The organism is Nitrosopumilus ureiphilus, assembly GCF_013407185.1.
GTDB classification, from domain to species: Archaea; Thermoproteota; Nitrososphaeria; order Nitrososphaerales; family Nitrosopumilaceae; genus Nitrosopumilus; species Nitrosopumilus ureiphilus.
This window is the reverse complement of sequence record NZ_CP026995.1, coordinates 1,356,752-1,378,484: the sequence shown is the minus strand read 5'-3', so window position 1 is coordinate 1,378,484 and position 21,733 is coordinate 1,356,752. Positions and strand designations below refer to the sequence as shown.

32 protein-coding genes are annotated in these 21,733 nt (G+C 34.6%); 15 read left to right on the top strand and 17 right to left on the bottom strand.

What is annotated here, in order from left to right:
* Positions 1-84: 84 nt before the first annotated feature.
* Positions 85-1,905, top strand: a complete 1,821-nt coding sequence (locus C5F50_RS08230; protein WP_179370883.1) for a PINc/VapC family ATPase — start codon at positions 85-87, stop codon at positions 1,903-1,905.
* Here C5F50_RS08230 and C5F50_RS08225 read toward each other — a convergent pair.
* Positions 1,892-2,356, bottom strand: a complete 465-nt coding sequence (locus tag C5F50_RS08225; protein ID WP_179370882.1) for a metal-dependent transcriptional regulator — start codon at positions 2,354-2,356, stop codon at positions 1,892-1,894. The two genes, C5F50_RS08230 and C5F50_RS08225, sit on opposite strands and share 14 nt — an antisense overlap.
* 134 nt (positions 2,357-2,490) lie before the next feature.
* Between C5F50_RS08225 and C5F50_RS08220 the strand changes: the two genes are divergently transcribed.
* Genes C5F50_RS08220 through C5F50_RS08210 form a run of 3 tightly spaced genes read left to right on the top strand, consistent with a single transcriptional unit; the run spans position 2,491 to position 4,055 of the window.
* Positions 2,491-2,841, top strand: a complete 351-nt coding sequence (locus C5F50_RS08220) for a hypothetical protein (protein ID WP_179370881.1) — start codon at positions 2,491-2,493, stop codon at positions 2,839-2,841.
* Between the two features lie 38 nt (positions 2,842-2,879).
* Positions 2,880-3,371, top strand: coding sequence for a DUF192 domain-containing protein (locus C5F50_RS08215; protein WP_179370880.1), 492 nt, complete (start codon positions 2,880-2,882; stop codon positions 3,369-3,371).
* A 42-nt stretch (positions 3,372-3,413) separates the two neighbouring features.
* Positions 3,414-4,055: a hypothetical protein gene (locus C5F50_RS08210; RefSeq protein ID WP_179370879.1), complete on the top strand. Its 642-nt coding sequence runs from the start codon at positions 3,414-3,416 to the stop codon at positions 4,053-4,055.
* 20 nt (positions 4,056-4,075) lie between these two features.
* On the opposite strand, the gene C5F50_RS08205 is transcribed toward C5F50_RS08210, so the two are convergent.
* Entirely contained in the window at positions 4,076-4,477 is a 402-nt protein-coding gene (locus tag C5F50_RS08205) for a zinc ribbon domain-containing protein (RefSeq protein WP_280924488.1), read from the bottom strand.
* A 108-nt stretch (positions 4,478-4,585) separates the two neighbouring features.
* Here C5F50_RS08205 and C5F50_RS08200 point away from each other — a divergent pair, with 108 nt between their 5' ends.
* On the top strand, positions 4,586-5,359 hold the full coding sequence (locus C5F50_RS08200) for a sulfite exporter TauE/SafE family protein (protein WP_179370877.1): 774 nt from the start codon (positions 4,586-4,588) through the stop codon (positions 5,357-5,359).
* Positions 5,360-5,444: 85 nt separating this feature from the next.
* Here the strand turns inward: C5F50_RS08200 and C5F50_RS08195 are convergent, their stop codons facing one another.
* Positions 5,445-5,897 (bottom strand): hypothetical protein, encoded by a 453-nt coding sequence (locus C5F50_RS08195; protein ID WP_179370876.1) that lies wholly within the window; start codon positions 5,895-5,897, stop codon positions 5,445-5,447.
* Between the two features lie 2 nt (positions 5,898-5,899).
* The gene (locus tag C5F50_RS08190) at positions 5,900-7,669 is read right to left on the bottom strand and encodes an SDR family NAD(P)-dependent oxidoreductase (protein ID WP_179370875.1); all 1,770 of its coding nucleotides are present in this window, start codon (positions 7,667-7,669) and stop codon (positions 5,900-5,902) included.
* A 96-nt stretch (positions 7,670-7,765) separates the two neighbouring features.
* Here C5F50_RS08190 and C5F50_RS08185 point away from each other — a divergent pair, with 96 nt between their 5' ends.
* Together C5F50_RS08185 and C5F50_RS08180 are read left to right on the top strand one after the other, a co-directional pair.
* A complete protein-coding gene (locus C5F50_RS08185; RefSeq protein ID WP_179370874.1) occupies positions 7,766-8,002 on the top strand; it encodes a hypothetical protein in 237 nt (78 codons plus the stop codon).
* A gap of 2 nt (positions 8,003-8,004) precedes the next feature.
* Positions 8,005-8,382 (top strand): hypothetical protein, encoded by a 378-nt coding sequence (locus tag C5F50_RS08180; protein WP_179370873.1) that lies wholly within the window; start codon positions 8,005-8,007, stop codon positions 8,380-8,382.
* Here the strand turns inward: C5F50_RS08180 and endA are convergent.
* The 5 genes from endA to fbp all read right to left on the bottom strand — a co-directional run bounded on the left by endA (position 8,379) and on the right by fbp (position 13,145).
* The gene (gene endA, locus C5F50_RS08175) at positions 8,379-8,915 is read right to left on the bottom strand and encodes a tRNA-intron lyase (protein WP_179370872.1); all 537 of its coding nucleotides are present in this window, start codon (positions 8,913-8,915) and stop codon (positions 8,379-8,381) included. The genes C5F50_RS08180 and endA overlap by 4 nt on opposite strands.
* A 95-nt stretch (positions 8,916-9,010) precedes the next feature.
* Complete coding sequence (locus tag C5F50_RS08170; RefSeq protein ID WP_109877250.1) at positions 9,011-9,664, bottom strand: DUF47 domain-containing protein; 654 nt, start codon at positions 9,662-9,664, stop codon at positions 9,011-9,013.
* Positions 9,665-9,730: 66 nt separating this feature from the next.
* Positions 9,731-11,497, bottom strand: a complete 1,767-nt coding sequence (locus C5F50_RS08165; RefSeq protein ID WP_179370871.1) for an ATP-dependent DNA ligase — start codon at positions 11,495-11,497, stop codon at positions 9,731-9,733.
* A 36-nt stretch (positions 11,498-11,533) separates the two neighbouring features.
* Entirely contained in the window at positions 11,534-11,944 is a 411-nt protein-coding gene (locus C5F50_RS08160; RefSeq protein ID WP_179370870.1) for a hypothetical protein, read from the bottom strand.
* A gap of 64 nt (positions 11,945-12,008) precedes the next feature.
* A complete protein-coding gene (fbp, locus tag C5F50_RS08155; protein ID WP_179370869.1) occupies positions 12,009-13,145 on the bottom strand; it encodes a fructose-1,6-bisphosphate aldolase/phosphatase in 1,137 nt (378 codons plus the stop codon).
* Between the two features lie 130 nt (positions 13,146-13,275).
* On the opposite strand from fbp, the gene tuf reads away from it, so the two are divergent.
* From tuf to C5F50_RS08140, 3 genes are read left to right on the top strand one after another with little or no spacing between them, the layout of a single operon-like run.
* Positions 13,276-14,574 carry a translation elongation factor EF-1 subunit alpha gene (gene tuf, locus C5F50_RS08150; protein WP_179370868.1) on the top strand — a complete coding sequence of 433 codons (1,299 nt, stop codon included), beginning with the start codon at positions 13,276-13,278 and terminating at the stop codon, positions 14,572-14,574.
* A gap of 11 nt (positions 14,575-14,585) precedes the next feature.
* Positions 14,586-14,894, top strand: a complete 309-nt coding sequence (gene rpsJ / locus C5F50_RS08145) for a 30S ribosomal protein S10 (protein ID WP_008299200.1) — start codon at positions 14,586-14,588, stop codon at positions 14,892-14,894.
* A gap of 29 nt (positions 14,895-14,923) precedes the next feature.
* A complete protein-coding gene (locus C5F50_RS08140) occupies positions 14,924-15,133 on the top strand; it encodes a TFIIB-type zinc ribbon-containing protein (RefSeq protein WP_179370867.1) in 210 nt (69 codons plus the stop codon).
* Between the two features lies 1 nt (position 15,134).
* On the opposite strand, the gene C5F50_RS08135 is transcribed toward C5F50_RS08140, so the two are convergent.
* The 3 genes from C5F50_RS08135 to C5F50_RS13280 all read right to left on the bottom strand — a co-directional run bounded on the left by C5F50_RS08135 (position 15,135) and on the right by C5F50_RS13280 (position 16,334).
* Positions 15,135-15,266, bottom strand: a complete 132-nt coding sequence (locus C5F50_RS08135) for a hypothetical protein (RefSeq protein WP_280924487.1) — start codon at positions 15,264-15,266, stop codon at positions 15,135-15,137.
* 68 nt (positions 15,267-15,334) lie between these two features.
* Positions 15,335-15,745, bottom strand: coding sequence for a hypothetical protein (locus tag C5F50_RS08130; RefSeq protein ID WP_179370865.1), 411 nt, complete (start codon positions 15,743-15,745; stop codon positions 15,335-15,337).
* A 466-nt stretch (positions 15,746-16,211) separates the two neighbouring features.
* Positions 16,212-16,334, bottom strand: coding sequence for a hypothetical protein (locus tag C5F50_RS13280; protein ID WP_280924445.1), 123 nt, complete (start codon positions 16,332-16,334; stop codon positions 16,212-16,214).
* A gap of 74 nt (positions 16,335-16,408) precedes the next feature.
* Between C5F50_RS13280 and C5F50_RS08125 the strand changes: the two genes are divergently transcribed.
* Positions 16,409-16,918 (top strand): TIGR00725 family protein, encoded by a 510-nt coding sequence (locus C5F50_RS08125; protein ID WP_179370864.1) that lies wholly within the window; start codon positions 16,409-16,411, stop codon positions 16,916-16,918.
* On the opposite strand, the gene C5F50_RS08120 is transcribed toward C5F50_RS08125, so the two are convergent.
* Complete coding sequence (locus tag C5F50_RS08120; RefSeq protein ID WP_179370863.1) at positions 16,908-18,047, bottom strand: 3-hydroxyacyl-CoA dehydrogenase; 1,140 nt, start codon at positions 18,045-18,047, stop codon at positions 16,908-16,910. The two genes, C5F50_RS08125 and C5F50_RS08120, sit on opposite strands and share 11 nt — an antisense overlap.
* Before the next feature lie 54 nt (positions 18,048-18,101).
* On the opposite strand from C5F50_RS08120, the gene C5F50_RS08115 reads away from it, so the two are divergent.
* Genes C5F50_RS08115 through C5F50_RS08105 form a run of 3 tightly spaced genes read left to right on the top strand, consistent with a single transcriptional unit; the run spans position 18,102 to position 18,994 of the window.
* A complete protein-coding gene (locus tag C5F50_RS08115) occupies positions 18,102-18,269 on the top strand; it encodes a hypothetical protein (RefSeq protein ID WP_179370862.1) in 168 nt (55 codons plus the stop codon).
* Between the two features lies 1 nt (position 18,270).
* Complete coding sequence (locus tag C5F50_RS08110; protein WP_179370861.1) at positions 18,271-18,549, top strand: hypothetical protein; 279 nt, start codon at positions 18,271-18,273, stop codon at positions 18,547-18,549.
* Positions 18,550-18,586: 37 nt separating this feature from the next.
* Positions 18,587-18,994: an HIT family protein gene (locus C5F50_RS08105; RefSeq protein ID WP_179370860.1), complete on the top strand. Its 408-nt coding sequence runs from the start codon at positions 18,587-18,589 to the stop codon at positions 18,992-18,994.
* On the opposite strand, the gene C5F50_RS08100 is transcribed toward C5F50_RS08105, so the two are convergent.
* The 4 genes from C5F50_RS08100 to C5F50_RS08085 are packed head-to-tail and all read right to left on the bottom strand — an operon-like array spanning position 18,991 to position 20,940.
* Positions 18,991-19,671 carry a DnaJ domain-containing protein gene (locus tag C5F50_RS08100; protein WP_179370859.1) on the bottom strand — a complete coding sequence of 227 codons (681 nt, stop codon included), beginning with the start codon at positions 19,669-19,671 and terminating at the stop codon, positions 18,991-18,993. The two genes, C5F50_RS08105 and C5F50_RS08100, sit on opposite strands and share 4 nt — an antisense overlap.
* Before the next feature lie 57 nt (positions 19,672-19,728).
* A complete protein-coding gene (locus C5F50_RS08095; RefSeq protein ID WP_179370858.1) occupies positions 19,729-20,091 on the bottom strand; it encodes a cupin domain-containing protein in 363 nt (120 codons plus the stop codon).
* A 5-nt stretch (positions 20,092-20,096) separates the two neighbouring features.
* Positions 20,097-20,552, bottom strand: coding sequence for a cupin domain-containing protein (locus tag C5F50_RS08090; protein ID WP_179370857.1), 456 nt, complete (start codon positions 20,550-20,552; stop codon positions 20,097-20,099).
* 1 nt (position 20,553) lies between these two features.
* A complete protein-coding gene (locus tag C5F50_RS08085; RefSeq protein ID WP_218843325.1) occupies positions 20,554-20,940 on the bottom strand; it encodes an SHOCT domain-containing protein in 387 nt (128 codons plus the stop codon).
* Between the two features lie 75 nt (positions 20,941-21,015).
* Between C5F50_RS08085 and C5F50_RS08080 the strand changes: the two genes are divergently transcribed.
* Complete coding sequence (locus C5F50_RS08080; RefSeq protein ID WP_179372970.1) at positions 21,016-21,729, top strand: hypothetical protein; 714 nt, start codon at positions 21,016-21,018, stop codon at positions 21,727-21,729.
* Positions 21,730-21,733 lie beyond the last annotated feature (4 nt).

The following is a 21,733-nucleotide window of genomic DNA, read 5'->3' as shown; positions in this document are numbered from 1 at the left end:
GAAAGTTTGTTTTCTTTAAGCAGTCATTAAAGAAATTTTAGAAAGTAATTTAGGCAATAAACCTGGAACAAATATTTAGAAAACTTGTCAAAAATAGTAGCTGATACTAGCGTAATAATTAATGGTGAACTAATTGCTCAGATAGAAACTGGCTCAATTAGAAATTCTCAAATCATTATCCCTCAAGCCGTATTTGATGAGTTACAATCTCAGGCTTCAAATAAAAAAGAACAGGGATTTATTGGCTTAGAAAAAATTAGAAAACTCAACGAGTTATCTGGAAGTTTTGGCTTGGAGATTGTCATGAAAGGCCCTCATCCTTCTACAGATGATATCAAGTTTGCTGCTAGTGGCAGAATTGATGCACTCATAGCTGATATGGCAAAACAAAATGATGCTGTTCTTTACACTTCTGATAATGTGCAACATCTTGTTGCAGAGGCTGAAGGTATTGAAACTGTATTTCTTAAAACTAAAATCAAAGATGAAAAATTAGAATTTTTAAAATTTTTTGATTCTGAAACTATGAGTATTCATCTTAAGGAAAATCAACTTCCGTTGGCAAAAAAAGGAACACCTGGTGCTTTTTCATTAACTCAAATCAGTGATGAGATTCTTACAAAATCTTATTTGAAAATGATTTCATCACAAATATTTGATATTGCAAGTGTGTCTGATTCAAGTACTATTGAAATCTCAAAGACAGGTGCATCCGTAATCCAACACAATGATTATCGAATTGCCATAACATATCCTCCATTTTCTGAATCTTATGAAATAACTATTGTTCATCCAATCATTAAACTGTCTTTGGAAGATTATGAAATTTCTGATGAGTTAATGGAACGATTGTCTGATAGAGCTGAGGGAATTGTGATTTCAGGTGCTCCTGGCTCTGGAAAAAGTACCCTTGCGTCTGGACTGGCAAACTTTTATCACAAAAAAGGGAAAATTGTTAAAACATTTGAGTCTCCTCGTGACTTGCAAGTAGATCCTGGTATCACACAATATGGAAAATTAGATGGAAGTTTTGACAACACTGCAGATATTTTACTTTTAGTCCGTCCAGATTATACTATTTTTGATGAAGTAAGAAGACGGGAAGATTTTAGAACATTTGCTGATTTGCGATTAACTGGAGTTGGAATGGTGGGAGTAGTGCATGCAAACTCGCCATTGGATGCAATTCAACGTTTCATTGGAAAGATCGAATTAGGAATTATTCCAAACATCTTGGACACTGTGATTTTTGTAAATGATGGAAGAATCGAAAAAGTATATGATCTGGAATTAAAAGTAAAAGTACCTTCAGGAATGACCGAATCTGACCTTGCAAGACCTGTAATTGAGGTGAGAAATTTTCAAGATAATGTTTTGGAACATGAAATATACACATTTGGGGAAGAAAACGTGATTGTTCCTGTAGCAAAGCGAGTTCAAAAAGTTGGAATTGAAAAGCTTGCTGAAGATAAAATCAAAGATACTTTCAAAAGATATGATCCTGGCGCACAAGTTGAAATTTTGTCTGATAACCGAGTAAAAGTACTCGTAAATGAACAGTATATCCCATCAATCATCGGAAGGGGTGGCTCTAACATTAATGAAATTGAAAAATTACTTCAAGTCCATATTGATGTAGTGGCAAAAAATTCTGAAAACCTATCATTAACATCAAATGATCTTCCTTTTACATTCTCAGAATCAAAAACTGCATTACTTCTAACTGTTAGCAGAGAATACACATCTATGCATGCCGATATCTATGCCAATGATAAATTTCTGGTATCTGTAAGAATTGGTAAAAAGGGACAAATAAAAATCCCAAAACGATCTGATGCTGCTAGAAGTCTCATGAATGCTACATCTTCACAAAGCGACATAAAATTATATCTTAAAGATTTTTAAAATTTTCAATAATCTTAGGATTTGCTTTTAGAAAAGTAATGAATTTTCTTAATTGTCTTATTGTTTTTGGATTGAGATGATGCTCAATTCCCTCTGTATCTTGATTGGCAGTATCATATCCTACCCCTAAAATTTCAAAGAATTCCAATAAAATTCCATGGTTTTGTCTTATGCCCTCAGCTACTTGTGTACCTTTACTTGTAAGATTAATTCCGTGATATTTCTCATATTCTAAAAATCCTCCCTCATCTAATCTTTGAAGCATCTTAGTTACGCTAGGAGCACTTACATTCATGTATCTTGAAATATCCAATGTGGTGGCATATCCCTTCAATTCCACAAGCTCTGATATTATTTCTAAATAATCTTCCATTCTGGTACTTGAACGAGTTCTTTCAGTTTGGTGAGCAGCTTTTATTGAATCTAGTCTCTTGGAATTTTTAGATTTCATGTACTCTTTGTTTCTAACTTGAATCTAGTATAATTGAGTGTCTTTTAGCTAAACTTGGTTACTCTTTATTGACTTGAGTGTGATGCTAGTTGATCTTTGAATGTTAACTATTTTTTTATAAAATATATGATGGTATGGTAGACCCCCTAAAGGAACGACTAGCAAATTTACAAAAAGTCTCTGATTCAGCTAAGCGAAGAGCCAATTTGTATACAGATATTGCTAAAATTGACAGCACACATACCAATGCCTCATTGGGTGCTCTTCAGAAGGCTCCCGCACCTGGTAAAAAACTCCAAAAAATTGGGTTTTTGATGTTATGGATTCCCGAACCAACAGGTGTCACTTGTGCTGTTGGAGGTCCCATGATTGTTGCAGGAAGATACCTTGACAAGAAATACAATGGCTCTACTATTCACGATATAGGCCATGAAACAAAAAACACTCTTTCATCAATAAACGACTTTAAGAATTCCATAATGTGACACCTTTAGTTTTTAAAAGGACTGAGATAAATCAATTCATGACTACAAGATCACAAGTTCTGATTCCCATTTTTATCGCAGCTGTGATTATTGGTGCGGTTGGTTTGATGTCTATTCCAAAAGAAAGTAAGTTAGAATCAGTTGAATTTCCTAGAGGTACCATAAAGGTTGATGATGTTCCATTACAAGTGCAGATTGCAGATACTGAACCAAGACGTGTTCGTGGTTTAATGTTCCAAGATGAATTGCCCTATGATCAAGGAATGATTTTTGTATTTGAACAATCAGGTCTTTACTCTCTTTGGATGCTTAACATGCAATTCTCACTTGATATGATTTGGTTTGATGAAGACGGTAAAGTTGTACACATAGAAAAAGATATTCCTCCGTGTAAAAGTCCATTAGAAATCACAACTTGTCAAAGTATAGTGCCTGATGGCAAAGCAGTATATGTTCTTGAAGTCACATCTGGATTTGTTGAGCAAAACAACATCACAAAAGACTCTATATTGAGTATTATCTCTATTTGATTTTAAAAAAGCCTTATGTGAGATAATTTTAAAATGATTGTAATGAATAAAACTGTGTTAATTTCAATTTTAATTGGTTTTGGAATTGCTGGTTCTATTTTGTTTATTTTGATTTCTGAACCTTCTTTAGAATACAATGTTTCAAATCTTGTCTATGAAATTGATTTTACATTTAATGATGTGGAGAAAATACAAGAATCTCTTGCAGAACAAAATATTTTCATGTCTTCCCCTGTTACAATAACTGATCATACAATAGATCAGTATTGCATCTACTTTGATTCTACAAATACTCAGAGGACTGTAGAATATTGCACTACTGCTGCCCTCTTAAACTCTGATGGAAAAACTATTGGAAATCTAAACATGGGTGGGACAACTGATAGTCCTATCATGGCACTTGCAATTATAGATGCATCGCCGTTTTTGAATTCAAACGATGATGAGGTAAACATTGTTTTTCAGACTATGGTTGAGATATTAGTCTGTGATTGCTGGGAGGTGCTCCAGCCTGGAGGATTTGAATCCATTAAATCTTGGCTTGATGCTGCTGAAGAAAAATACACTGAATCCTCACAAACCACACTCAAATCAGAAATTTCAGGTTTAGATAACAAGAGATTGATTTTGGAGATTACCTCTACTGGAGAATCTTATCTGTGGACGCTAATAATTCTCAAGTAGTCTATTATGGTTCTGCCAAGTTATAGACACATAATTTGTCCATCTTCCTGACTCGTCACAATCGACTCTGCATCTTTGAACTGCTTCATTGCTTCAACTTGCGGTGCGTTGGGGTCGAACCTCAACCCTCTGGCCAAAATATTTTTGGCTGCATTCTCATCCCTGTCGATAAGAATCTTACACATGATACATCTCATCATTCGGTGCTCTTCGGGTACTAGTTTTGACCCACATGCCGCACACTTTGATGACGTGCCATGTGCTTTGACATGTTTTACTGGCAATCCAGCCCATTTAGCTTTGTATTCAATCTGTCTCTGCAATTCATAAAAACTCCATGTGTTCATTTTATCACGATGCTTTTTACCCTGACCGTTTCCTTTTCTATACAATTTTCTGATTCCCTTTATGTCTTCTAAAATGACTCCTGATTCAGCAAATCGTACTAAGAAAGGTTCACAGTAGGATTGGAGCCGATTTTGTATGGGGGAACCTAATTATATACTGCAATATTCTTTGATTGGCAAACGATGATTGATCAATTATGGTTAATTCTTTTGGGATTTGCAGCAGGAATCTTAGGTTCGATGATTGGTCTTGGTGGAGGAATTGTTGTAGTGCCTATATTGACGTTTCTTGGGTTTCCTCCCACGGCTGCTGCAAGTAATAGTCTTTTTGCTGCATTAAGTAATGCTGTTGCATCTACTATTTCATATTCTAAACAAAAAAGAATAGAAGTCTCTTTGGGGTTGAAACTTGGATTACTTTCAATCCCTGGTACTATTTTGGGCGCAATAGTTTCAACTGATGTTACGCCTGATGTTTTTAAAATTTTATTTGGTTTTGTATTGATAGCATCAGCAGCTTACATTTTTTTGCGAAAAAAAATTGAAACCAAAGAAAAAACATTATCAAAACAAATAATGATTTTTTCAATAGGTGCAAGCTTTTTCGCAGGAATCATTTCTGCGTTTTTTGGAATAGGCGGTGGGATTATCTTTGTTCCTTTAATGGTTGTTGGAATGGGAATGTCCATGAAAAGAGCAGCTCCTACGTCTCAATTGATATTGTTTTTCTCTTCTTTATCCGGAGTACTTTCACATAGTCTTCTAGGTCATCCAGATTTCATCCAAGCAGGATTTTTAGCAGTTGGCTCTTTTGCAGGTGGATTAGTTGGTGCACGTTTGTCTATTGATATCAAAGAAAGATATTTGCAAATTATTGTCTCTGTTGTGATTTTGGTTGCTGCAGGAAAATTATTTCTTGATTCAATAACTGATAATTCTGGATTTTTTGGTTTTTAACCTTATTTTTTCTTGCATTTTTATACTAATTTTATAAAACAAAATGTCTGTCAGGCCTTTTGATCTTAGTAAGCTCCTTTGTATTTTATTTTGGTGGCTCTTTCTTTATTCTGTAAATGTTTCTTTTTGAAAGAACAATTATTTTACCCTCTTGGTTAGTTCCCTCATAATCAATTCCAATCTTTCCATATTCATCATCAATGTCATCTTTTTGTGAGACTGTGAATTTTAATTTCAAAACTTGATCAGTATACAATGTCTTAAGAAATCGTGTGTTCCTGTTTTCCCATTTTGGATCTCCATCTGTTCCAACAAAAACAATGTGGTTTCCATAAATTTGATTCAGTCTTGTAAACTCTCCTTCCATTCTAGATAGAATTGCCCTTCCTGAAACTATTTTTTGTTCCTCCTTTTGCCTGTCTTCTAAGAATGCATTTCTGACTCTTGAAAAATTAAGATACTCTTCTAATTCTTTATCTGAAATACTACATGTGGAATAAAATGATTCGCCTACTCTAAATTCTGAAAATTTTTTCATTCTTATCTTGATTCATCAACACAGAAAACTATCTCTGATGATGAGGCAGCATTATCTGATACTAGAAAATTAAACGCTTCTGCAATTCTTTGATTGCTTGGTTCTGAACCAGTTATAGATCCTGGGAAAATTGTAAATATTCTGATTTTTGAACTTAGAACGTCGCTTAATTCTTGATTAACTGTAGTTGTAAATGGTCTTAATGCTCCTCTGAAAACCTCTACTTGTGCTCTTTGTGTCCCTGTAACTTTTTTTCCAATTGGTAAATCTGGCCCAATTATCATGATTGCACCTTTTGCATCTTTGTAAAGACGTGGATCTTTACTTCCACCTGGAACAAATTGTTCAAGCGCTCTTTGTGCAACTGTAGCCGGAGTTGAGATGAATTTTTCAGTTAATGCTTCCCACTCCGTCCTTGACAATTCTGTTAATTTTGATATGTCTGGAAGTTTTCCAGTTACATGAATCACGCCTAGAATATCACCAATGTTAGTTTTTGCAGTGTTTAACCATCTTGCAACTTCTTCGGGATTCTTTATGTCTACTACATGAGAGTGAAATTTACTACTGATGTATTCTTGCAATTCTGTTGATGTTGATTGAGAAATGAAACATGCAACTTTTCCTCCATTTTTCTCAACATGTTGTGCCAAAAACTCAACTCGCTGTGCATCATCTTTGTCCGTTGCATCAATTGTAAACACAACTGATTTTCCTGTAAAGTCTGGTTGATGAACACCCGGTGTGGCAGTTCCAATATGTGGTTTTACTGGATAAAATACTCTGTCTCCTGGAATTACTTTGCCGTTTATTATTTTTGCAATTTCATCATCACAAAGATTGAGTACTGATTCTGCAACTTGACCTTGTGAAAGAAATTCTCTATTTGCAATCATATGTGATGTATTATTTTGAACTTTTTCAGCAATAGTCTGTATTTTGTTTAATAGATTTGTAAATGTCTCAGTTAATTTTGAAACGTCTTTACCGTTTGCCAGTTTTGATGCTGCGTTTGCAATTCCCTCCTTGATAACATTTTCATCTTCTCCTAATAATGAAAGTAATTCTTTATTTGCTTCATCTACTTCAGTTGGTGCTAAATCTTCAAATCCACTGACTCTCATAAACTCTGCAGCAGCTTTTGGGTAGACTGTTTTGTAAATTCTGTCTGAATGTACTGGGCCTGGATTTGTTGCAATTGATATTATTCCTTTATCTGTTAATTCCCATGACATTAATTCTGCTAATCTATTTTTTGCACCTTGGGATGCAGTATATGGACTTCTAAATCTGTATGGTCTTTGCTCCAATGGCCTTTCTTCTGTAAAGAATGTTGAAATTGTAATTATCTTTCCCCCCTCTTTCATTACTTTTAGTGCCTGAACAGAGCCCCAGAATGTCCCTGTTAGATGAATTCCAATTGTACTTTTGAATTCATCAAGTGGAGCATTTGCAAAACAAGTAACAGGGCCTGAAACCCCTGCGTTGTTAATAATGTAATCTATAGATACGTTATCATTTTTTAGTGTATCAAACATGTTATTCATTGCCATTTCATCGGCAACATCAACTCCTGCAAAAATTCTAACTGACGCATTTGTGCCTTGAGGAATTTTCCCTTCAAGTTCTTTTGCTGCTTCTTCTAATGGATCTTTTCTTCTTCCAAGAATTATCACACTTGCTCCTTCTTCGATGAATTTTGTAGCAATGGCTTTACCTATTCCAGTTCCGCTTCCTGTAACTAGGGCAATTTTATTCTGGAATTTTGGCATAGATAAAGACTCAAAACTTTTGTGATATTTAATTCGATTGATCTCTATTTCTTTTTTCTTGATATCTTTATTTGTGGGTACGGTTCATGATTTTTAATGCATGATACAGAGCCAGATACATTTGTCTACCAAACATGGCCTGAGAAATTTAGCAATATGCTAAAAGAAATTGGGGTTGATTCTGAACCCAAAGAAATTGGTACTGATGATGTTGAAAAAGGTGATTACTATAGTAGATATTTTGCTCATACAGCTAGAATGATAACTAATAGAGGATGTCTTGATGTCAAGAATTCAAATATTGACACAATACAGATTATTCAAAAGGGATAAAAATGCAAGATCCAGATCCACTTCCTTGGGGCGCTTTAGATAGGTTTCAAGCACATTTCATTGTAAAAAAAGACTCTGGCACTGCTGTTGGAAACTTTGTTGCAAAAACAAAACTTACGACAAAAGGTCACTTTGCAGCAAAGACTGTTCAAAAAGTTGAATGGGTCGGAGCTGGCAGTTTATCATCAAAACTCAATGCAGATGATGAATTAAATGAGATGATTGCAAAACAATCCATTAAAGATGCAACAATCTACGTTGAACCTACTGATGGTGCAATTCGAATTAGAAATAAATGGAATAATCATTTGGCTTTTGGAATTACAAAAGAACTTTTTGACATTTATGACAGAATCGCCGGCCACATAAAATCAGTTTAGGCCTTCCACCAATCCAACGCTAGAAAATCAACTTTGTCATTTCCTTTCGGAATTGCTAAAATGAATTGTTTTCTAACAGTAGTCGCAAGTCGTCCTGCCAGAACAATTCCTGTAGCTGAAATCGATTCATTTCTCGTATAAACTTGAATTAAAAATGGCGCATGATCAATTCCCGGACCTTTCTCATACACAGCAAAATCGCAACCAAATTTTATTCCTGGATTGATGATGTATCCTTTATCACGAAAATTTTTGTAAACCCAATATTTTTTATCAAATTCATGTACTTCTTTTTTACAAATCTTGATTAATTCCTCTGCAGTAATTTTTTGTTTTGATTTTGTAATTGTGATTTTTTTATTTTCTAAAAGATATAATCCTTCAATCAGATCCAAAATTAATGGCGCATCAATTTCTTCAATTTTTGGTTTTGGAATTCCAATTGGTTTTCCATAGTATCCTTGACTGAAAAGTTTACGTGAATCCTCAATATCCCAAACGATGATTCTATTTTCAATTAATTCACTTTTCATCCATTTTCTAAAATATTCTGTGTATATGAATTCTCTAGTTTGTCCGAGTATCTTTTAAAATATTAAAAATAAAGTAAAAATTTAGAATGAATTGGTTATAGGCTCAATGCTAGTAATATGAAAGAATCTGATACTCTTTGGCACTTGTCTGACATCTCTTCAATTCCTTCTATCACGTCTTTGATTAACATCAATTCTTTTGTGGATGTTACTTCGTTTAGAAGTTTAATTGTAGCATCTCTGTATTTTATGTCGATTTCTCTTTCAATTGTCTGTGTTTCTTGAGCTAATTCAATTGCATTTGCAGTGTTTGTGTTAAGACTTCTAATGATTTCATTTAACTTGTAGACTTCATCGACAACAAGTTCGATTAATTTTGTGATGTCTTGATCAAGTTTTGAACTTTTTAGCGTAGCTGGTTTTACGTTTGATAACTTGAACGAAATACCTGTGATATAACCTGCAATTTCATCCATTGTATATGCTGTATTTAGAAGATTTTCTCTATTCATGATCAATCCTCCTACATCTGCAACTTCACGGGTGATCTTTCTTCTCAAACTTTCCACTTCTTCTTCAATGGTGGAAATTTGCTCTAACGCATTTTTGATTCCTGTCTTATCTTTTTTCATCATAAGTTCAGGAAGTGTAGCTAGTTCTCTGGCAGCATTTAGGATTCTGTTTATTTCGTCTTGTAAAACTGCTATAGCCTTTCTTTTTGCTTGAACTTCAAGCTCTCCGCTATACATAACAGAATGTAAAAAATCTTCAGGTAATTTAAATCCTCTATGATTTTTGATGTTTTTTGAGCATGTTTACATCAAATTTTTATCATGTGCCACTTTTTTCTGCCCTTTGTATAATGTGATTACTTCTTCATTAGTTGATGCATCTTCAACTGCTTTCTCAACTCTGATCTTTCCAGTGAACTTTGGAAATCTTAATGCAAGACCTGCTCCTTTTCTTATTATGTCTTTTGCAGCTTTGTGAACTGGACTGAGTGTAATTTCTGATGCAACCACTTCTATTACCAACTCTGGCTCAAACCATACATCAGCTTCCATCTCGCTTATGATGCGTGGATTTTTTTTGATTGTAACTTTTGGATGTAAAATTTGATACAACTGGTCCAGAGATTCATCTGAAAACCCTGTCCCTACTTTGCAAATACTTGGGAATGTGTCTTCATCTTCATCATATGTTGCTAAAAGTAATGTCCCGTAACTTCCTGTTCTCCTTCCTTTTCCAAAAAATCCTCCTATGACAACCAGATCTAGGCTATCCCCTAATTCATTTTGGTATTCTCGTTTTAATTTTAACCAGTAATTCCCTCTAGACCCTGCTTGATATGGTTTGTCTAACATCTTTAACATCAACCCTTCACTTCCTGCATTGATACTATTTTCCATAAAGTCCTCAATCTCATTTTCATTTTTGGCTATTGTCATTGGAATGTATTTTACAAATTCATCTTCTTTGACTACTTTTTCTAATTTCTCCCTTCTTTCTTTGTATGTTAATTCCAAACAGCTTTTTCCATTACAATATAGAATGTCAAATAAATTAACTGAAATTGGATATTGTGTAACTGCCTTTTCTATCTTGTATTTTCTTCTTCGATGCATTAATTCTTGAAACGGTAAAAACTCTCCTGTATTTTCATTCATTGCAACAGCTTCTGCTTCTAGTATGATGTTGTCTGCTTGAATTGCTTTGGGAATTTTCTCTATGATGTCTGGATAATAACTTGAAATATTCTCTAAACTTCTTGAAAACAATACCACTTTTTCACCTTCTATGTGGAGTTGCACTCTTTCCCCATCCAGTTTGTATTCTGCAGCAAACTCTTTTCCCATTTTCTCCATAGCTTCTTCTTCACTCTTTACTCTGTCTGCAAGCATTGGTCTAATTGGATTGAACAAAATAATTTCAAATTTTTCAATTCCTTCAATTCCTTTGGTTGCAACAATTTCTGCAACCTTTCCCAAGTCACTTGAAACACTATATGCGTGCTCTAAACTTTTTCTATTTTCCTTACTTCCTGTGAATGCTATTGCTAGTGCATCCATTACAGTATTCTCTGCAATTCCTAGTCTTAATGTCCCTAGCAAAATTTTCAAAATGTATCTTGCTTCTAACGGATTTGCATCATTTAGTAAACTTGAGATGTATTTCATTTTCATGTCTTGAGAACGAGATCCTTCCAAGTTTGCAATTTTGAATAGTGTTTCATAGACTCTTTCAATTGTAATGTCTTCTACGAGAAATGTTGTCTGTGTTTTCTGTTCTAGTATTATTGATGCTGCTTGTCCCAGGTCTCCGCCTTTCCTATATTCATCTTCGATTTTTTTAATTGGAATTCCAGATGATTTTGAAATTGCTCTTATTGCAAGTTTTTCAGCAACTCCTAATTCAACACCTTCAAAATCTGGCCTCAATTTTCCTTGCAACAAATAAACAATTTTCGAGATAACCTCATGTGGTGTTTTTTCAAATAATTCCACAAGAAATTGTGTTAATTCTAATCTTTTTCTAGTTGATTCCATTTTGTAAAAAGATTCAGCTAAAATAGAAAACTCCACTCTGACACTCTGCTAATCCTGAATAAAAGTTTGAATCTAGATGTATCTGAATATTGTTGGCTTGTCTGATTTTGGAAGTTTAGAAACTAGTGCAAAGTTGTATAATGGATATGCTTCTTTGTATTGTTTCATAAAACTCCATGCAACATCATGCGTTTTGAATTCAGTTCTTATTCCATCTATCTTGTTGATTTTCCCAAACACATCAAATACAACAACAGAGTACTGTTTTGGACGATTGTGAGGCTTTGCTCTAAGCAGCCATGCAAGTGCAAAAATGAAAACTGCGCCCAAAACTACATATTCTCCAGCTATCTTGAAAAATGCTAAAATAACTCCGGGTATGGTTTGTCCAAATAACACTGCTACAAAATTTGAAAATGATATTACTGCTATTGCTGTGAAAATGTATGTCTTCCAATCAAATATTTTCTGAAAAGAATTCAAAGATACAAAGTATACGCTTCTTTTTGATTTAACTATTTCCTATAATTTGCAAGAATTGATGTTGCTAATCTGGATCTTCATAATTCTCTTTTTTATTCCCGCTGGAGGATGTTTCTTCCATTGGTTTCATCTTGGCTTCAAGAACCTCCATTCTTGCTCTATACCCTTCAGCATATTCTAGTTCTGATGGAACAAGTGTTGCTGGATGGATGAATCCTTGGCTTCTGATTGCAATTGCTTTCTTTGTTGCAATCTCTCTTATGTAATCCCAATCTGGCGTTGAGAATCCATCAAATGGTCCTGTTAACTTTCCATTATGCATACTAAACACTAGTGCCTCTACAATTGGAATGCAAAAGTTGATTGTTGCTGCAGAATTCAGTTTTACAGGCATCAATGGCATATTGTGACTACCCCTAGTGTTTCCTGCAACGTAATGTGGATTATTAAAGACACTTCCTACTTCTTCTGTTGCTGGAAAATTTTTCTGAGTTCTTACTAGACAAATAGGATCATCTTTTCCAACATATGTTCCTGCAATATTGTGCAATCTATCAGTTGATGCATCCAAAATTGGTTCACCATCTTTTGTGTATACTGAATCTACAACATATCTTCCCGGGTACATTAATGCTGCTTCAATCGTTGGTTTATCCTGCCACAATTCAAGTTCTGCAATTTGTGCTTTTTCAACATCCATGATGTGTATCTTTACTCCTGCTGCAAGACTCTTGTTGACAATTAATCCTGTGTTACTTAGTGCATCTACAAACATTCTGTAAATTGGATAATTGAAAGCCCCTGGTTCTGTTTTATCTGCTGCAAAGACTGTAAAAGCTTCATTTGGTCTCTCTTCAAATTCCATTTCTGCAACTCCTGGACCCATTCCTTTTACGTTTCCTGAAAAAGAATCTTTTAGTAAATCTTGACCTGCGCCATACAGTCCTTCGTCTTTTGCAACTTGGGTTCCTGCCATGAATGCATCCCATGCTAACTTGTGAATTTTTTCATTATCTACACCATGTGTATGTGTCATTACAATGTGAGTGTCGTCCCCACAATAACCGATGTAATGATCAATAAGTAAATCTCCTGAATTCTTGACGGTGTTTCTAATTGCTTCTATTAGTCCATCACTTGGTTTTGTATGGCCTCCAACTCCACCCACATCTGCTTTGATAACGGAAACTGTAATTTTCATATTTTTTATTTTTGTCCCTTTGATTTATGTGCTTTTGACACAGTTCTGTGATCTGAAATTAATTGAATTTTTTTAATTTTTTCTTCAAAAATTCATAACAGTAATAAATGCCCTCAGATACGCTCTTGATATGGCAGATAAACCACACTTGAACCTGATTGTTACAGGTCATATTGATAATGGAAAATCAACAACTATGGGTCATTTCTTGATGGATCTTGGTGTTGTAGATGAAAGAACAATTGCAGCACACGGAGTCGAATCCGAGAAGACCGGAAAGGGTGATACCTTCAAGTATGCATGGGTAATGGATAATATTAAAGACGAAAGAGAAAGAGGAATTACAATCGATCTAGCTTTCCAAAAGTTTGAGTCTCCAAAGTACTTTTTTACTTTGATTGACGCTCCTGGTCACAGGGACTTTATTAAAAACATGATTACAGGCGCTTCTGAAGCAGATGCCGCTATCTTAGTGCTTTCAGCAAAAGAAGGTGAAACTGATACTGCAATTGCAGCAGGTGGGCAAGCAAGAGAACACGCATTCTTGCTTAAGACACTCGGTGTAAGCCAACTAATTGTTGCAATCAACAAGATGGATGCAGTAGAGTATAAAGAAGACGCATTTAACGCAGCCAAAGAGAAAGGTGAAAAATTAGTAAGATCTGTTGGTTATAAACTAGAAAATGTACCCTTCATTCCAGTTTCTGGATGGAAAGGTGACAACTTGGTTAAAAGATCTGAGAACATGGCATGGTACAAAGGTAAAACTCTGCTTGAAGCATTTGATGACTTTGCCGTAGCTGAGAAACCTGTTGGAAAACCACTACGTGTACCAATTCAAGATGTTTACACCATTACTGGTGTAGGAACAGTACCAGTAGGTAGAGTTGAAACAGGTATCATGAAAGCTAACCAAAAAATCATTGTTATGCCTTCTGGAGCTCAAGGTGAAATCAAATCTATTGAAACACACCACACAGAAATGCCATCTGCAGAAGCAGGTGACAACATTGGTTTTAACCTCAGAGGTATTGAAAAGAAAGACATCAAGAGAGGTGATGTACTTGGTACTCCTGATGCACCACCAATGGTTGCAAAAGAATTCAAAGCACAAATTATAGTTATTCACCATCCAACAGCAATTGCCCCTGGCTACACACCAGTAATGCACGCACACACAGCACAAGTCGCAGCAACTATTACTGAATTCCTACAAAAGATCAATCCAGCATCTGGTGCAGTTGAGGAAGAAAATCCAAAGTTCCTCAAAGTTGGTGACTCTGCAATTGTTAAAATCAGACCGGTGAGACCAACTTGTATTGAAACATTCCAAGAATTTCCTGAAATGGGTAGATTTGCCCTTAGAGATATGGGTGCAACTATTGCAGCAGGAATTGTTAAGGAAATTACCGAAGAGTACAAACCATAGGCGGATTTTTTATGACCCAAACCGCCCGTGTTAAACTCACCTCAACTAGTCTACCAAAACTAGATGGCGTCTGTGGTGAAATCATGGGTATTGGTAAAAAAACTGGTGTTAAAGTTAAAGGTCCAACTCCACTTCCTGTAAAAAGATTACATGTTGCTACTAGAAAATCACCTTGCGGCAGTGGTACTGAAACTTATGAGAAATGGGAAATGAAAATGCATCGCAGAATTATCAATATCAACGCTGATGATAAAGCTATAAGACAACTAATGAGATTGAAAATTCCTGATGATGTGTACATTGAATTGTCCTTGACATAATCTGGTAGCCTTAAATTATAGAAATTTTGATGATAAATATGGTTGAAGAAAACTTTGACGATGAGGAAGTAGAAGAAACTCCTGTTGAGACATTTGAAGTAAACTATTCTTGTCTACGCTGTGGAACTACAGTTTCAAATACTGAATTATCTAGATTGCCTGAAATCAAATGTATTTGTGGATTCAGAGTATTTACTAAAGTAAGACCACCAGTAGTTAAAACCGTTAAAGCAATCTAATCTATCTGTCTTTTTTGTAACTATGTTCTCTTTGTAAATGGGTTCTCATATCTTCCATGTTTGAGAAAAATTTATTGCATTCTTTGCAATCGTATAGTAAATCTTTCCCATGAATGATCTGTTTATGATTCATCACTTCTTCTTCTTTTGAAAATTTTTTATCACACACATCACATTTAATTTTTTTAAAAAATCCCACTTTTATCCAAACTCTGCTTTCTTTTCATCCCAGCATCTTCTACATAACTGCCCTTCAATCTTCCAATGTCCTTTTGGATTGTATCTGATTAATCCCATTTGCCCTGAACATAACGAGCAAAAATTTTTCTTTTTACCGTGGCTTTCTTCTTTTTTATCAAAGCATTTCTTGCATAGCAAGCCTTCCATATCCCATTGCCATCTTGGCTCCCACAGATCAGTAATTTTTTGAGTTTCTCCGCATTCTACACATGGTTGTCTAACTTTTCCTTCATAGTACTCCTTTGATTTTTCAAAATGACAGTCTCCACAAAGTACTCCTTTGATATTCCATTCTCTTTTTGGTTTGTGTTTGTGTGACAACTCCTTATTACATATTGCACAGTAAGATGGTTTTTTACTAAATAGTCCCATTGTCTCTATGAGATTTCAAATAATTTAATCTATTAAATGTAATAATGAAAAAAGATACTAGAGTTTTAGTAACCTAGTTCCTTTATTGGTTGAAATGTAGTGGCCTTTTACTTTAGGAATTGTTGTTCGGTACATTTCTGTAAGATCAATTTTGGATGTGCCTTTACTACTCACAATTTTTAAACCCTTTATTTTAGCGAGTTTTCCTTCTTGCTATATCTTGAATTCTACACATGCCCATTTAGTGGATTTTAAAGGTTGTCTGATGGTATCTGCGCCTTTACATGTGCTTCTGACCACTACTGTGTCAATGAAATCGATTCCTGACATTACTATATTATTTTCAAAAATGTAGATATGCTCTAGTTATCTTAACTGATAATATTTTAACTGGTAATGGAATCTCATGATTGGAACATAACTTTCGTTAGATAACGAAAATGAAAACAAAAATAATGAAAATTGCTTATTGGCTTAAGATTTTCTCAAGAGCCTGACTTGCACTGAGCATACCGTTTCTCTTGGCAAATTCTTCGATCATCTTGTACTGTTTTTCTGTAAAACATACTGGCATTGAACGTCTTTCCATGAAATATTGCTGCATTTTTTACTAATATCTTTTTCTCTAGGAAGATATTTCAAACCATTTTTTGTATGCTGGATGTGGTAAAAAAACGACAGATCTTAGTTATTGGACATAATACAAATGGATGTACTCCTGAGCATGAAAAAATTGCATATGATGTTGGAATGGAAATCGCAAAATCTGCCTCTGTATTGATTTGTGGAGGATTGGGTGGTGTGATGACTGCAGCAGCTCATGGTGCTCGTGATGGAGGAGGTTTGACTATAGGAATAATTCCACAAAATGATCCGGCCATGGCAAACGAATTCTGTGATGTTGTAATACCAACAGGGATGGGACTAGCTCGTGATTTTCTAAATGCATTAAGTGCGGATGGTGTAATTATTGTAGGTGGAGGTTCAGGAACTTTATCTGAAACAACTGCTGCATATATGTACAAAAAACCAATGGTTGCAATTAGAAATATGGGTGGTCCTGTTGCATCATTCATTGATGGTTTCATTGATCAGAGAGAGAATGTCAAGATAATTGGAGTTGATACTCCAAAAGAAGCTGTAAATAAAATTTTAGAATTAATTACTGCATAGATTCTAGTAATGGATCTGGTTTGTAAAACTCTCCGTGTTCTGCAGCAAGTTTGTTTAATTCATCGACAATATTTTTGATTCCAATCTCTTTTGCAGTTTCAAATAATGGTTTTTTCAGACCTAATCCTAATTTAGCTGCCTTCTCAATTTCCTCAATGTCGCTTGCACCATTAGATACAAGCCATGCTGCATTATTTAGAATATTTGCAACAATTTGAATTGGATTGCATTTTTGTGCTAGGTCCTCTGAAAGTGCAACCCTTTCGTACTTATCATCAGAATATTTGTAAAATCCTTCTCCTGATTTTTGCCCTAATTTTTTCTCATCAAACATTTTTTCAACAAGTGGGTGAGGATTGATTACTTTTTTGTCTCGTAGATGCATCTCTACTGTTGCTTTGTGAATTACATCCATTCCTGTAAAGTCTGCTAACTCAAAAATTCCCATTGGAAATCCTAATTTGAATTTGACAGCTGAATCTATTTCTTCAAGTGTTGCACCAGTTCTGTCTTTAACAAAACATGCTTCATGAACCATTGGAATGAATAGTCTATTTATGATAAATCCGGGAACATCTTTTCTGCATAATACTGCTACTTTGTTTACTGACTTTACATAGTCTTGAGTTAAATCCGTAGTTTCTTGAGCTGTTTTTTCTCCAGGAATTATTTCTACTAATTTCATTAGTTGTGGCGGATTGAAAAAATGAATTCCTATGAATTTTTCAGGTCGTGATGTTGTATTTGCAATTTCAGTAATTGGCAATGTACTTGTGTTTGATGCAAAGATTACTTTAGGTGCAGCAACTTTATCTAGTTCCGCATAAACTGTTTTCTTTAAATCCATTATTTCTGGAACCACTTCGATAACTAATTCTGTGTCTTTTACCGCCTCACCTAAATCTACTACTGGTTTAATTCTTGCAAAAATTACATCACCTTCATCTTTTGAAATTTTTTCTTTGGAGACTAGTTTGTCTAGACTCCATTTTATTTTCTCCATTGCTTTATCCAAAAATTCTTGTTTGATGTCTCTCAAAACTACATTATATCCTGCAGCAGCTGATACTTGGGCTATGCCATGCCCCATAACTCCAGATCCTAAAACTGTGATATTTTTTATTGTCACAGATTCTAAAAAGTTGAGTATCCTTTATAATGTATTTCAAAATTTTATTATTTTATGGGCTTGTTCAAACGTAAGAAAGGTGATGAAATCCAAACAAAATGCGATGTATGTGGAACGGAATTACATGATCCTGAACGTTTGAAGAGACATATGAAAAAAGCCCATGGAAACGTACCTGCAAAGAAATTAGATCCAAATGCAGGGGATGGCGGTACCTGGTAACATGGAACTAAGTTCAGGCCAGAAAACTAGTCTAGTTTTTGTTGGTGCATTTCTTGCTGCGGGAATTGTCCTATCAACTATGGTCTTCCCATTTTGGAATCTAATTCGTGAGGATGTATTTGAGGAAGTGATAATTTTGACCAATGACAATGGTGTCTGTTATGTTGAAACTTCTGATAGTATTCCTAAAACCATTGAAGATTGCACTCTAAATCCTGGGGATAAAGCCACTATCAAATTTGGTGATGGTCTTGCGTGGGCTACTGTTGTTAATCCTTAATCGATGATTTAATATTTTGAAAAATTATTAAAAACTCATGGATTGTATTTTTTGTAAAATTATTTCAGGTCAAATCCCTGCAAAAATTCTCAAAGAAACTGATGACTCAATTTCATTTTTAGATGCATTTCCGCTTGCAAAGGGTCATGTACTTGTGATTCCAAAAAACCATCATCAAAAAATTCAAGATATGAGTGAAAAAGAAAACTCTGATTTGTTTTCTCTTGTACATACAATGATTTCTAAGGTTGACTCTATTACTGGATCAACCTTACTTGCAGTACATAACGGTAAAGATGCAGGACAAGAAGTGCCACACGTTCATGTGCATTTAGTTCCAAGAAGTAAATATGATTCAGCAGGTGCAATTCATTCCATGTTTGATAATTCATTGAAATTATCTGATTCTGAAATTGATGAACTTTACACCAAATTGAAAATCTAATAAGGATACAATCTTTCTTTTGAATCTAAATTTTCTACAATGATTGCTTTTGTTGGACACGTCTCAGCTGCATTCATTATTTTGTTTACTCCTGCCCCTTTTTGATTAATTACAGAAGATTTGGGATTTGACTTAGTTTCTTTGTTAATCTCAAAAACATCTGGCGCAATCATCTCGCAACTACAACATCCAATACATCGACTTTTGTCGACATCGACGAAAAGATTTGGTTGTTTTTTAGGCTCTTGTGCCTTCTCATATTCGCCGTTTCTTCCATCTGGTCGAATACGTGCATTATACTCTTCCCAGAATTTTCGCTCATACTCTTTCCAAAAATCAGGATCACCTTCTTCAAATTCACGAGTGTATTTACTCCAATCTTGTTCTGGAATGCTTCCGTCACCTGGCGCTCCCCACTGAGGTTTTTTCCTGTATCTTGATTTTGTATTAGATTTAGTTTCTGTATATTCCTCATATGATGAATTACTAGTTTGGCTATGATTTTTCTTCAAAAAATTGTATGCTTCTGTAATTTTCTTAAATTCTAAATCTGCCCTCGTATTTTTATTTTTATCCGGATGTAATTCCAGTGCCAGCTTTCTATATGCTGCTTTGATCTCCTCTTGTGATGAATCTTGATTCACATTCAATACTTTGATTGCTTGATATGTGTTCACTGAAGATAGAGATTTGTCATATGATAAAAATAATTGCTATGGTGCGTCTAACTGTATTTATTCAAGTAAGACTTCGTTTTCTGCCTTCCAGGCAGGTTCAACAATACACAAAAATCTCAAATTACCCGAACCTGTATTTTCAATGAATTGCTTGGAATTTGGGGAAATATACGCCGAATCATCCTTTTGAAGATGATGTTTGTCTTCATCAACATTTAAGATTGCGCTACCTTCCAAAATATAATAAATTTCAGATGAGTTAAGTTTGTGAAGTTTAGATCTTTTTCCTGGCTCTAATGTGAATTGTGCAACACTGTAATTGATTCCATTTAGTGTGTTGTGTGGGTGAAAATACTGCTTGATCTTTGTTCCCTCATTTCCTTGAATTGATTGAATTTCTGAATTTTTCCGTAATGCCATTCTGTCTAAATAATTTCTGAAACTTTGGACTTGAAATCTGATTCATACCATGTAGTTTTGTATGGTGCATTTTTTTTAGACAAAATGTTTATTGCAATATGTGAAAATGCATTTTTCTTGTCAATTGAGCCGTGAGTGTGGAGTATTTTTGCTGGGATGTGCACAATATCGCCTTCATTGAGACTGATTCTTTCGGTTCGTTTGATTTTGAAATTAGCCTTAGATGCACCATATTTTTTAAAAATCTCTAGACTTCCCTTCCCTTTAATTGCAATTAACACTTGATTTCCATCATGTTGATGGAGTTTTGTTCTCGATCCTTTTTCAAAATGAACATGATAGATGTCTTGCTCTTTTACTTTGATCTTCTCAGATAATATCTTCATCCATGTTTTACCTGTAAACCAGCCTGGGTTTACTTTTCGTTGGTCTCCGGTTCCAAAAATGTTGGTTTTTTTCATTTTAAATTCGACTCAAAATTTTCTTTTTCTTTTCTTGGAATTCCTTTTCAGTAAGTACTCCGGACTTTCGTAATTTCCCAAGTTTATCAAGCATTTTCAAATCTTCTTCTGAATTTGTTGCCATTTTTTTTGCAGACAAAATTCCTTCATTAATCTTCTCCAAACTCTTTTTTTGTAAAATCTCGCCTTCTTTTTTTGCTTTTTCACTAAATTCTTTACTTGCTTTTGAAGCTTGTTTTGCAGTTATTTCTCCTAATTCAACTGCTTCATCTAAAACCTCGTCAGCCCTCTTGATTCCTTCTTGGATTGCCTTGTCGGCTTTTTTAAGAAATTTATCAATGTACCCGCCTTTTCTCGGCATTACTTTTCCTTTTTTTGACGCTCCCATACATTTTTAATAATATCAAATCTATTATTTCTTTCTTAGTAGAATTGATTTAATAGCCTGAATTTGGTATATAGAGTGATTTTGGCAAACAATGATTATGATGTAAAGACCATTGTGATAAGAAAAAACCTTGAAGAAGAGGAAGCAATGAACATTGTTGAACAAAAGAAAACTGACCCTTTCAAGTCATTATTATCTAGACCTAAAAAAGAGGACATTCATCTTGATTCTCTGAAGTTATACTATGAATCATCATTGATAGTATCTGGAAAATACTCTGCAAATTATTTTAGAAAAGCAATTCATACAATTGATGTTGATTCAAATGTGCATGGTGTTGTTATGGATGATGCTGTATTTCCAGTTCGCTCAAAATCGGGCTTGGAAAAAGCATTTGTTGGAAAAAAAGGTAAAAACAAAGTTGACTTGAACTTAGAGGAACATGTTTTTGTTGAAGAAGAAGATGAATTAACCTTTGATCATCATGGATTGGAAGTAGAATTGCCATTCAAAATTGACTCAAAAACTATAGAAAACTATCCTACAAAAATTCTTGAGGACAGTTCATCCATTGTTAAAAAACCTGAATTCTCTTATGATTCAGCAATAGATAAACTTCAAATTCATCTAAAAAAGCCAATGGATGCAGATGTAAGAGATCTAAAAGATGAATTTGTATTGCATGACATTACTGAAGTATACATTCCAATTTTTGAAGCAAGACTGTCTGGTCCTAAAAAGAAAGTTGAAATAATTAGAATTGATGCTGTAAGAAAAAAAATTCTGTAACCAG

What these genes read in the sequence shown, in the direction of transcription:
- C5F50_RS08135 (WP_280924487.1), bottom strand. Translation starts at nt 15,266, where the DNA reads ATGAATCATAAACAGATCATTCATGGGAAAGATTTACTATACGATTGC.
- C5F50_RS08095 (WP_179370858.1), bottom strand. Translation starts at nt 20,091, where the DNA reads ATGGCATTACGGAAAAATTCAGAAATTCAATCAATTCAAGGAAATGAG.
- fbp (WP_179370869.1), bottom strand. Translation starts at nt 13,145, where the DNA reads ATGAAAATTACAGTTTCCGTTATCAAAGCAGATGTGGGTGGAGTTGGA.
- C5F50_RS13280 (WP_280924445.1), bottom strand. Translation starts at nt 16,334, where the DNA reads ATGGAAAGACGTTCAATGCCAGTATGTTTTACAGAAAAACAGTACAAG.
- C5F50_RS08210 (WP_179370879.1), top strand. Translation starts at nt 3,414, where the DNA reads ATGAATAAAACTGTGTTAATTTCAATTTTAATTGGTTTTGGAATTGCT.
- C5F50_RS08090 (WP_179370857.1), bottom strand. Translation starts at nt 20,552, where the DNA reads ATGAAAAAAACCAACATTTTTGGAACCGGAGACCAACGAAAAGTAAAC.
- C5F50_RS08110 (WP_179370861.1), top strand. Translation starts at nt 18,271, where the DNA reads ATGGAACTAAGTTCAGGCCAGAAAACTAGTCTAGTTTTTGTTGGTGCA.
- C5F50_RS08115 (WP_179370862.1), top strand. Translation starts at nt 18,102, where the DNA reads ATGGGCTTGTTCAAACGTAAGAAAGGTGATGAAATCCAAACAAAATGC.
- C5F50_RS08140 (WP_179370867.1), top strand. Translation starts at nt 14,924, where the DNA reads ATGATAAATATGGTTGAAGAAAACTTTGACGATGAGGAAGTAGAAGAA.
- C5F50_RS08200 (WP_179370877.1), top strand. Translation starts at nt 4,586, where the DNA reads ATGATTGATCAATTATGGTTAATTCTTTTGGGATTTGCAGCAGGAATC.
- C5F50_RS08225 (WP_179370882.1), bottom strand. Translation starts at nt 2,356, where the DNA reads ATGAAATCTAAAAATTCCAAGAGACTAGATTCAATAAAAGCTGCTCAC.
- C5F50_RS08085 (WP_218843325.1), bottom strand. Translation starts at nt 20,940, where the DNA reads ATGGGAGCGTCAAAAAAAGGAAAAGTAATGCCGAGAAAAGGCGGGTAC.
- C5F50_RS08170 (WP_109877250.1), bottom strand. Translation starts at nt 9,664, where the DNA reads ATGTATAGCGGAGAGCTTGAAGTTCAAGCAAAAAGAAAGGCTATAGCA.
- C5F50_RS08105 (WP_179370860.1), top strand. Translation starts at nt 18,587, where the DNA reads ATGGATTGTATTTTTTGTAAAATTATTTCAGGTCAAATCCCTGCAAAA.
- C5F50_RS08220 (WP_179370881.1), top strand. Translation starts at nt 2,491, where the DNA reads ATGGTAGACCCCCTAAAGGAACGACTAGCAAATTTACAAAAAGTCTCT.
- rpsJ (WP_008299200.1), top strand. Translation starts at nt 14,586, where the DNA reads ATGACCCAAACCGCCCGTGTTAAACTCACCTCAACTAGTCTACCAAAA.
- tuf (WP_179370868.1), top strand. Translation starts at nt 13,276, where the DNA reads ATGGCAGATAAACCACACTTGAACCTGATTGTTACAGGTCATATTGAT.
- C5F50_RS08130 (WP_179370865.1), bottom strand. Translation starts at nt 15,745, where the DNA reads ATGGGACTATTTAGTAAAAAACCATCTTACTGTGCAATATGTAATAAG.
- C5F50_RS08215 (WP_179370880.1), top strand. Translation starts at nt 2,880, where the DNA reads ATGACTACAAGATCACAAGTTCTGATTCCCATTTTTATCGCAGCTGTG.
- C5F50_RS08180 (WP_179370873.1), top strand. Translation starts at nt 8,005, where the DNA reads ATGCAAGATCCAGATCCACTTCCTTGGGGCGCTTTAGATAGGTTTCAA.
- C5F50_RS08195 (WP_179370876.1), bottom strand. Translation starts at nt 5,897, where the DNA reads ATGAAAAAATTTTCAGAATTTAGAGTAGGCGAATCATTTTATTCCACA.
- C5F50_RS08190 (WP_179370875.1), bottom strand. Translation starts at nt 7,669, where the DNA reads ATGCCAAAATTCCAGAATAAAATTGCCCTAGTTACAGGAAGCGGAACT.
- C5F50_RS08185 (WP_179370874.1), top strand. Translation starts at nt 7,766, where the DNA reads ATGCATGATACAGAGCCAGATACATTTGTCTACCAAACATGGCCTGAG.
- endA (WP_179370872.1), bottom strand. Translation starts at nt 8,915, where the DNA reads ATGAAAAGTGAATTAATTGAAAATAGAATCATCGTTTGGGATATTGAG.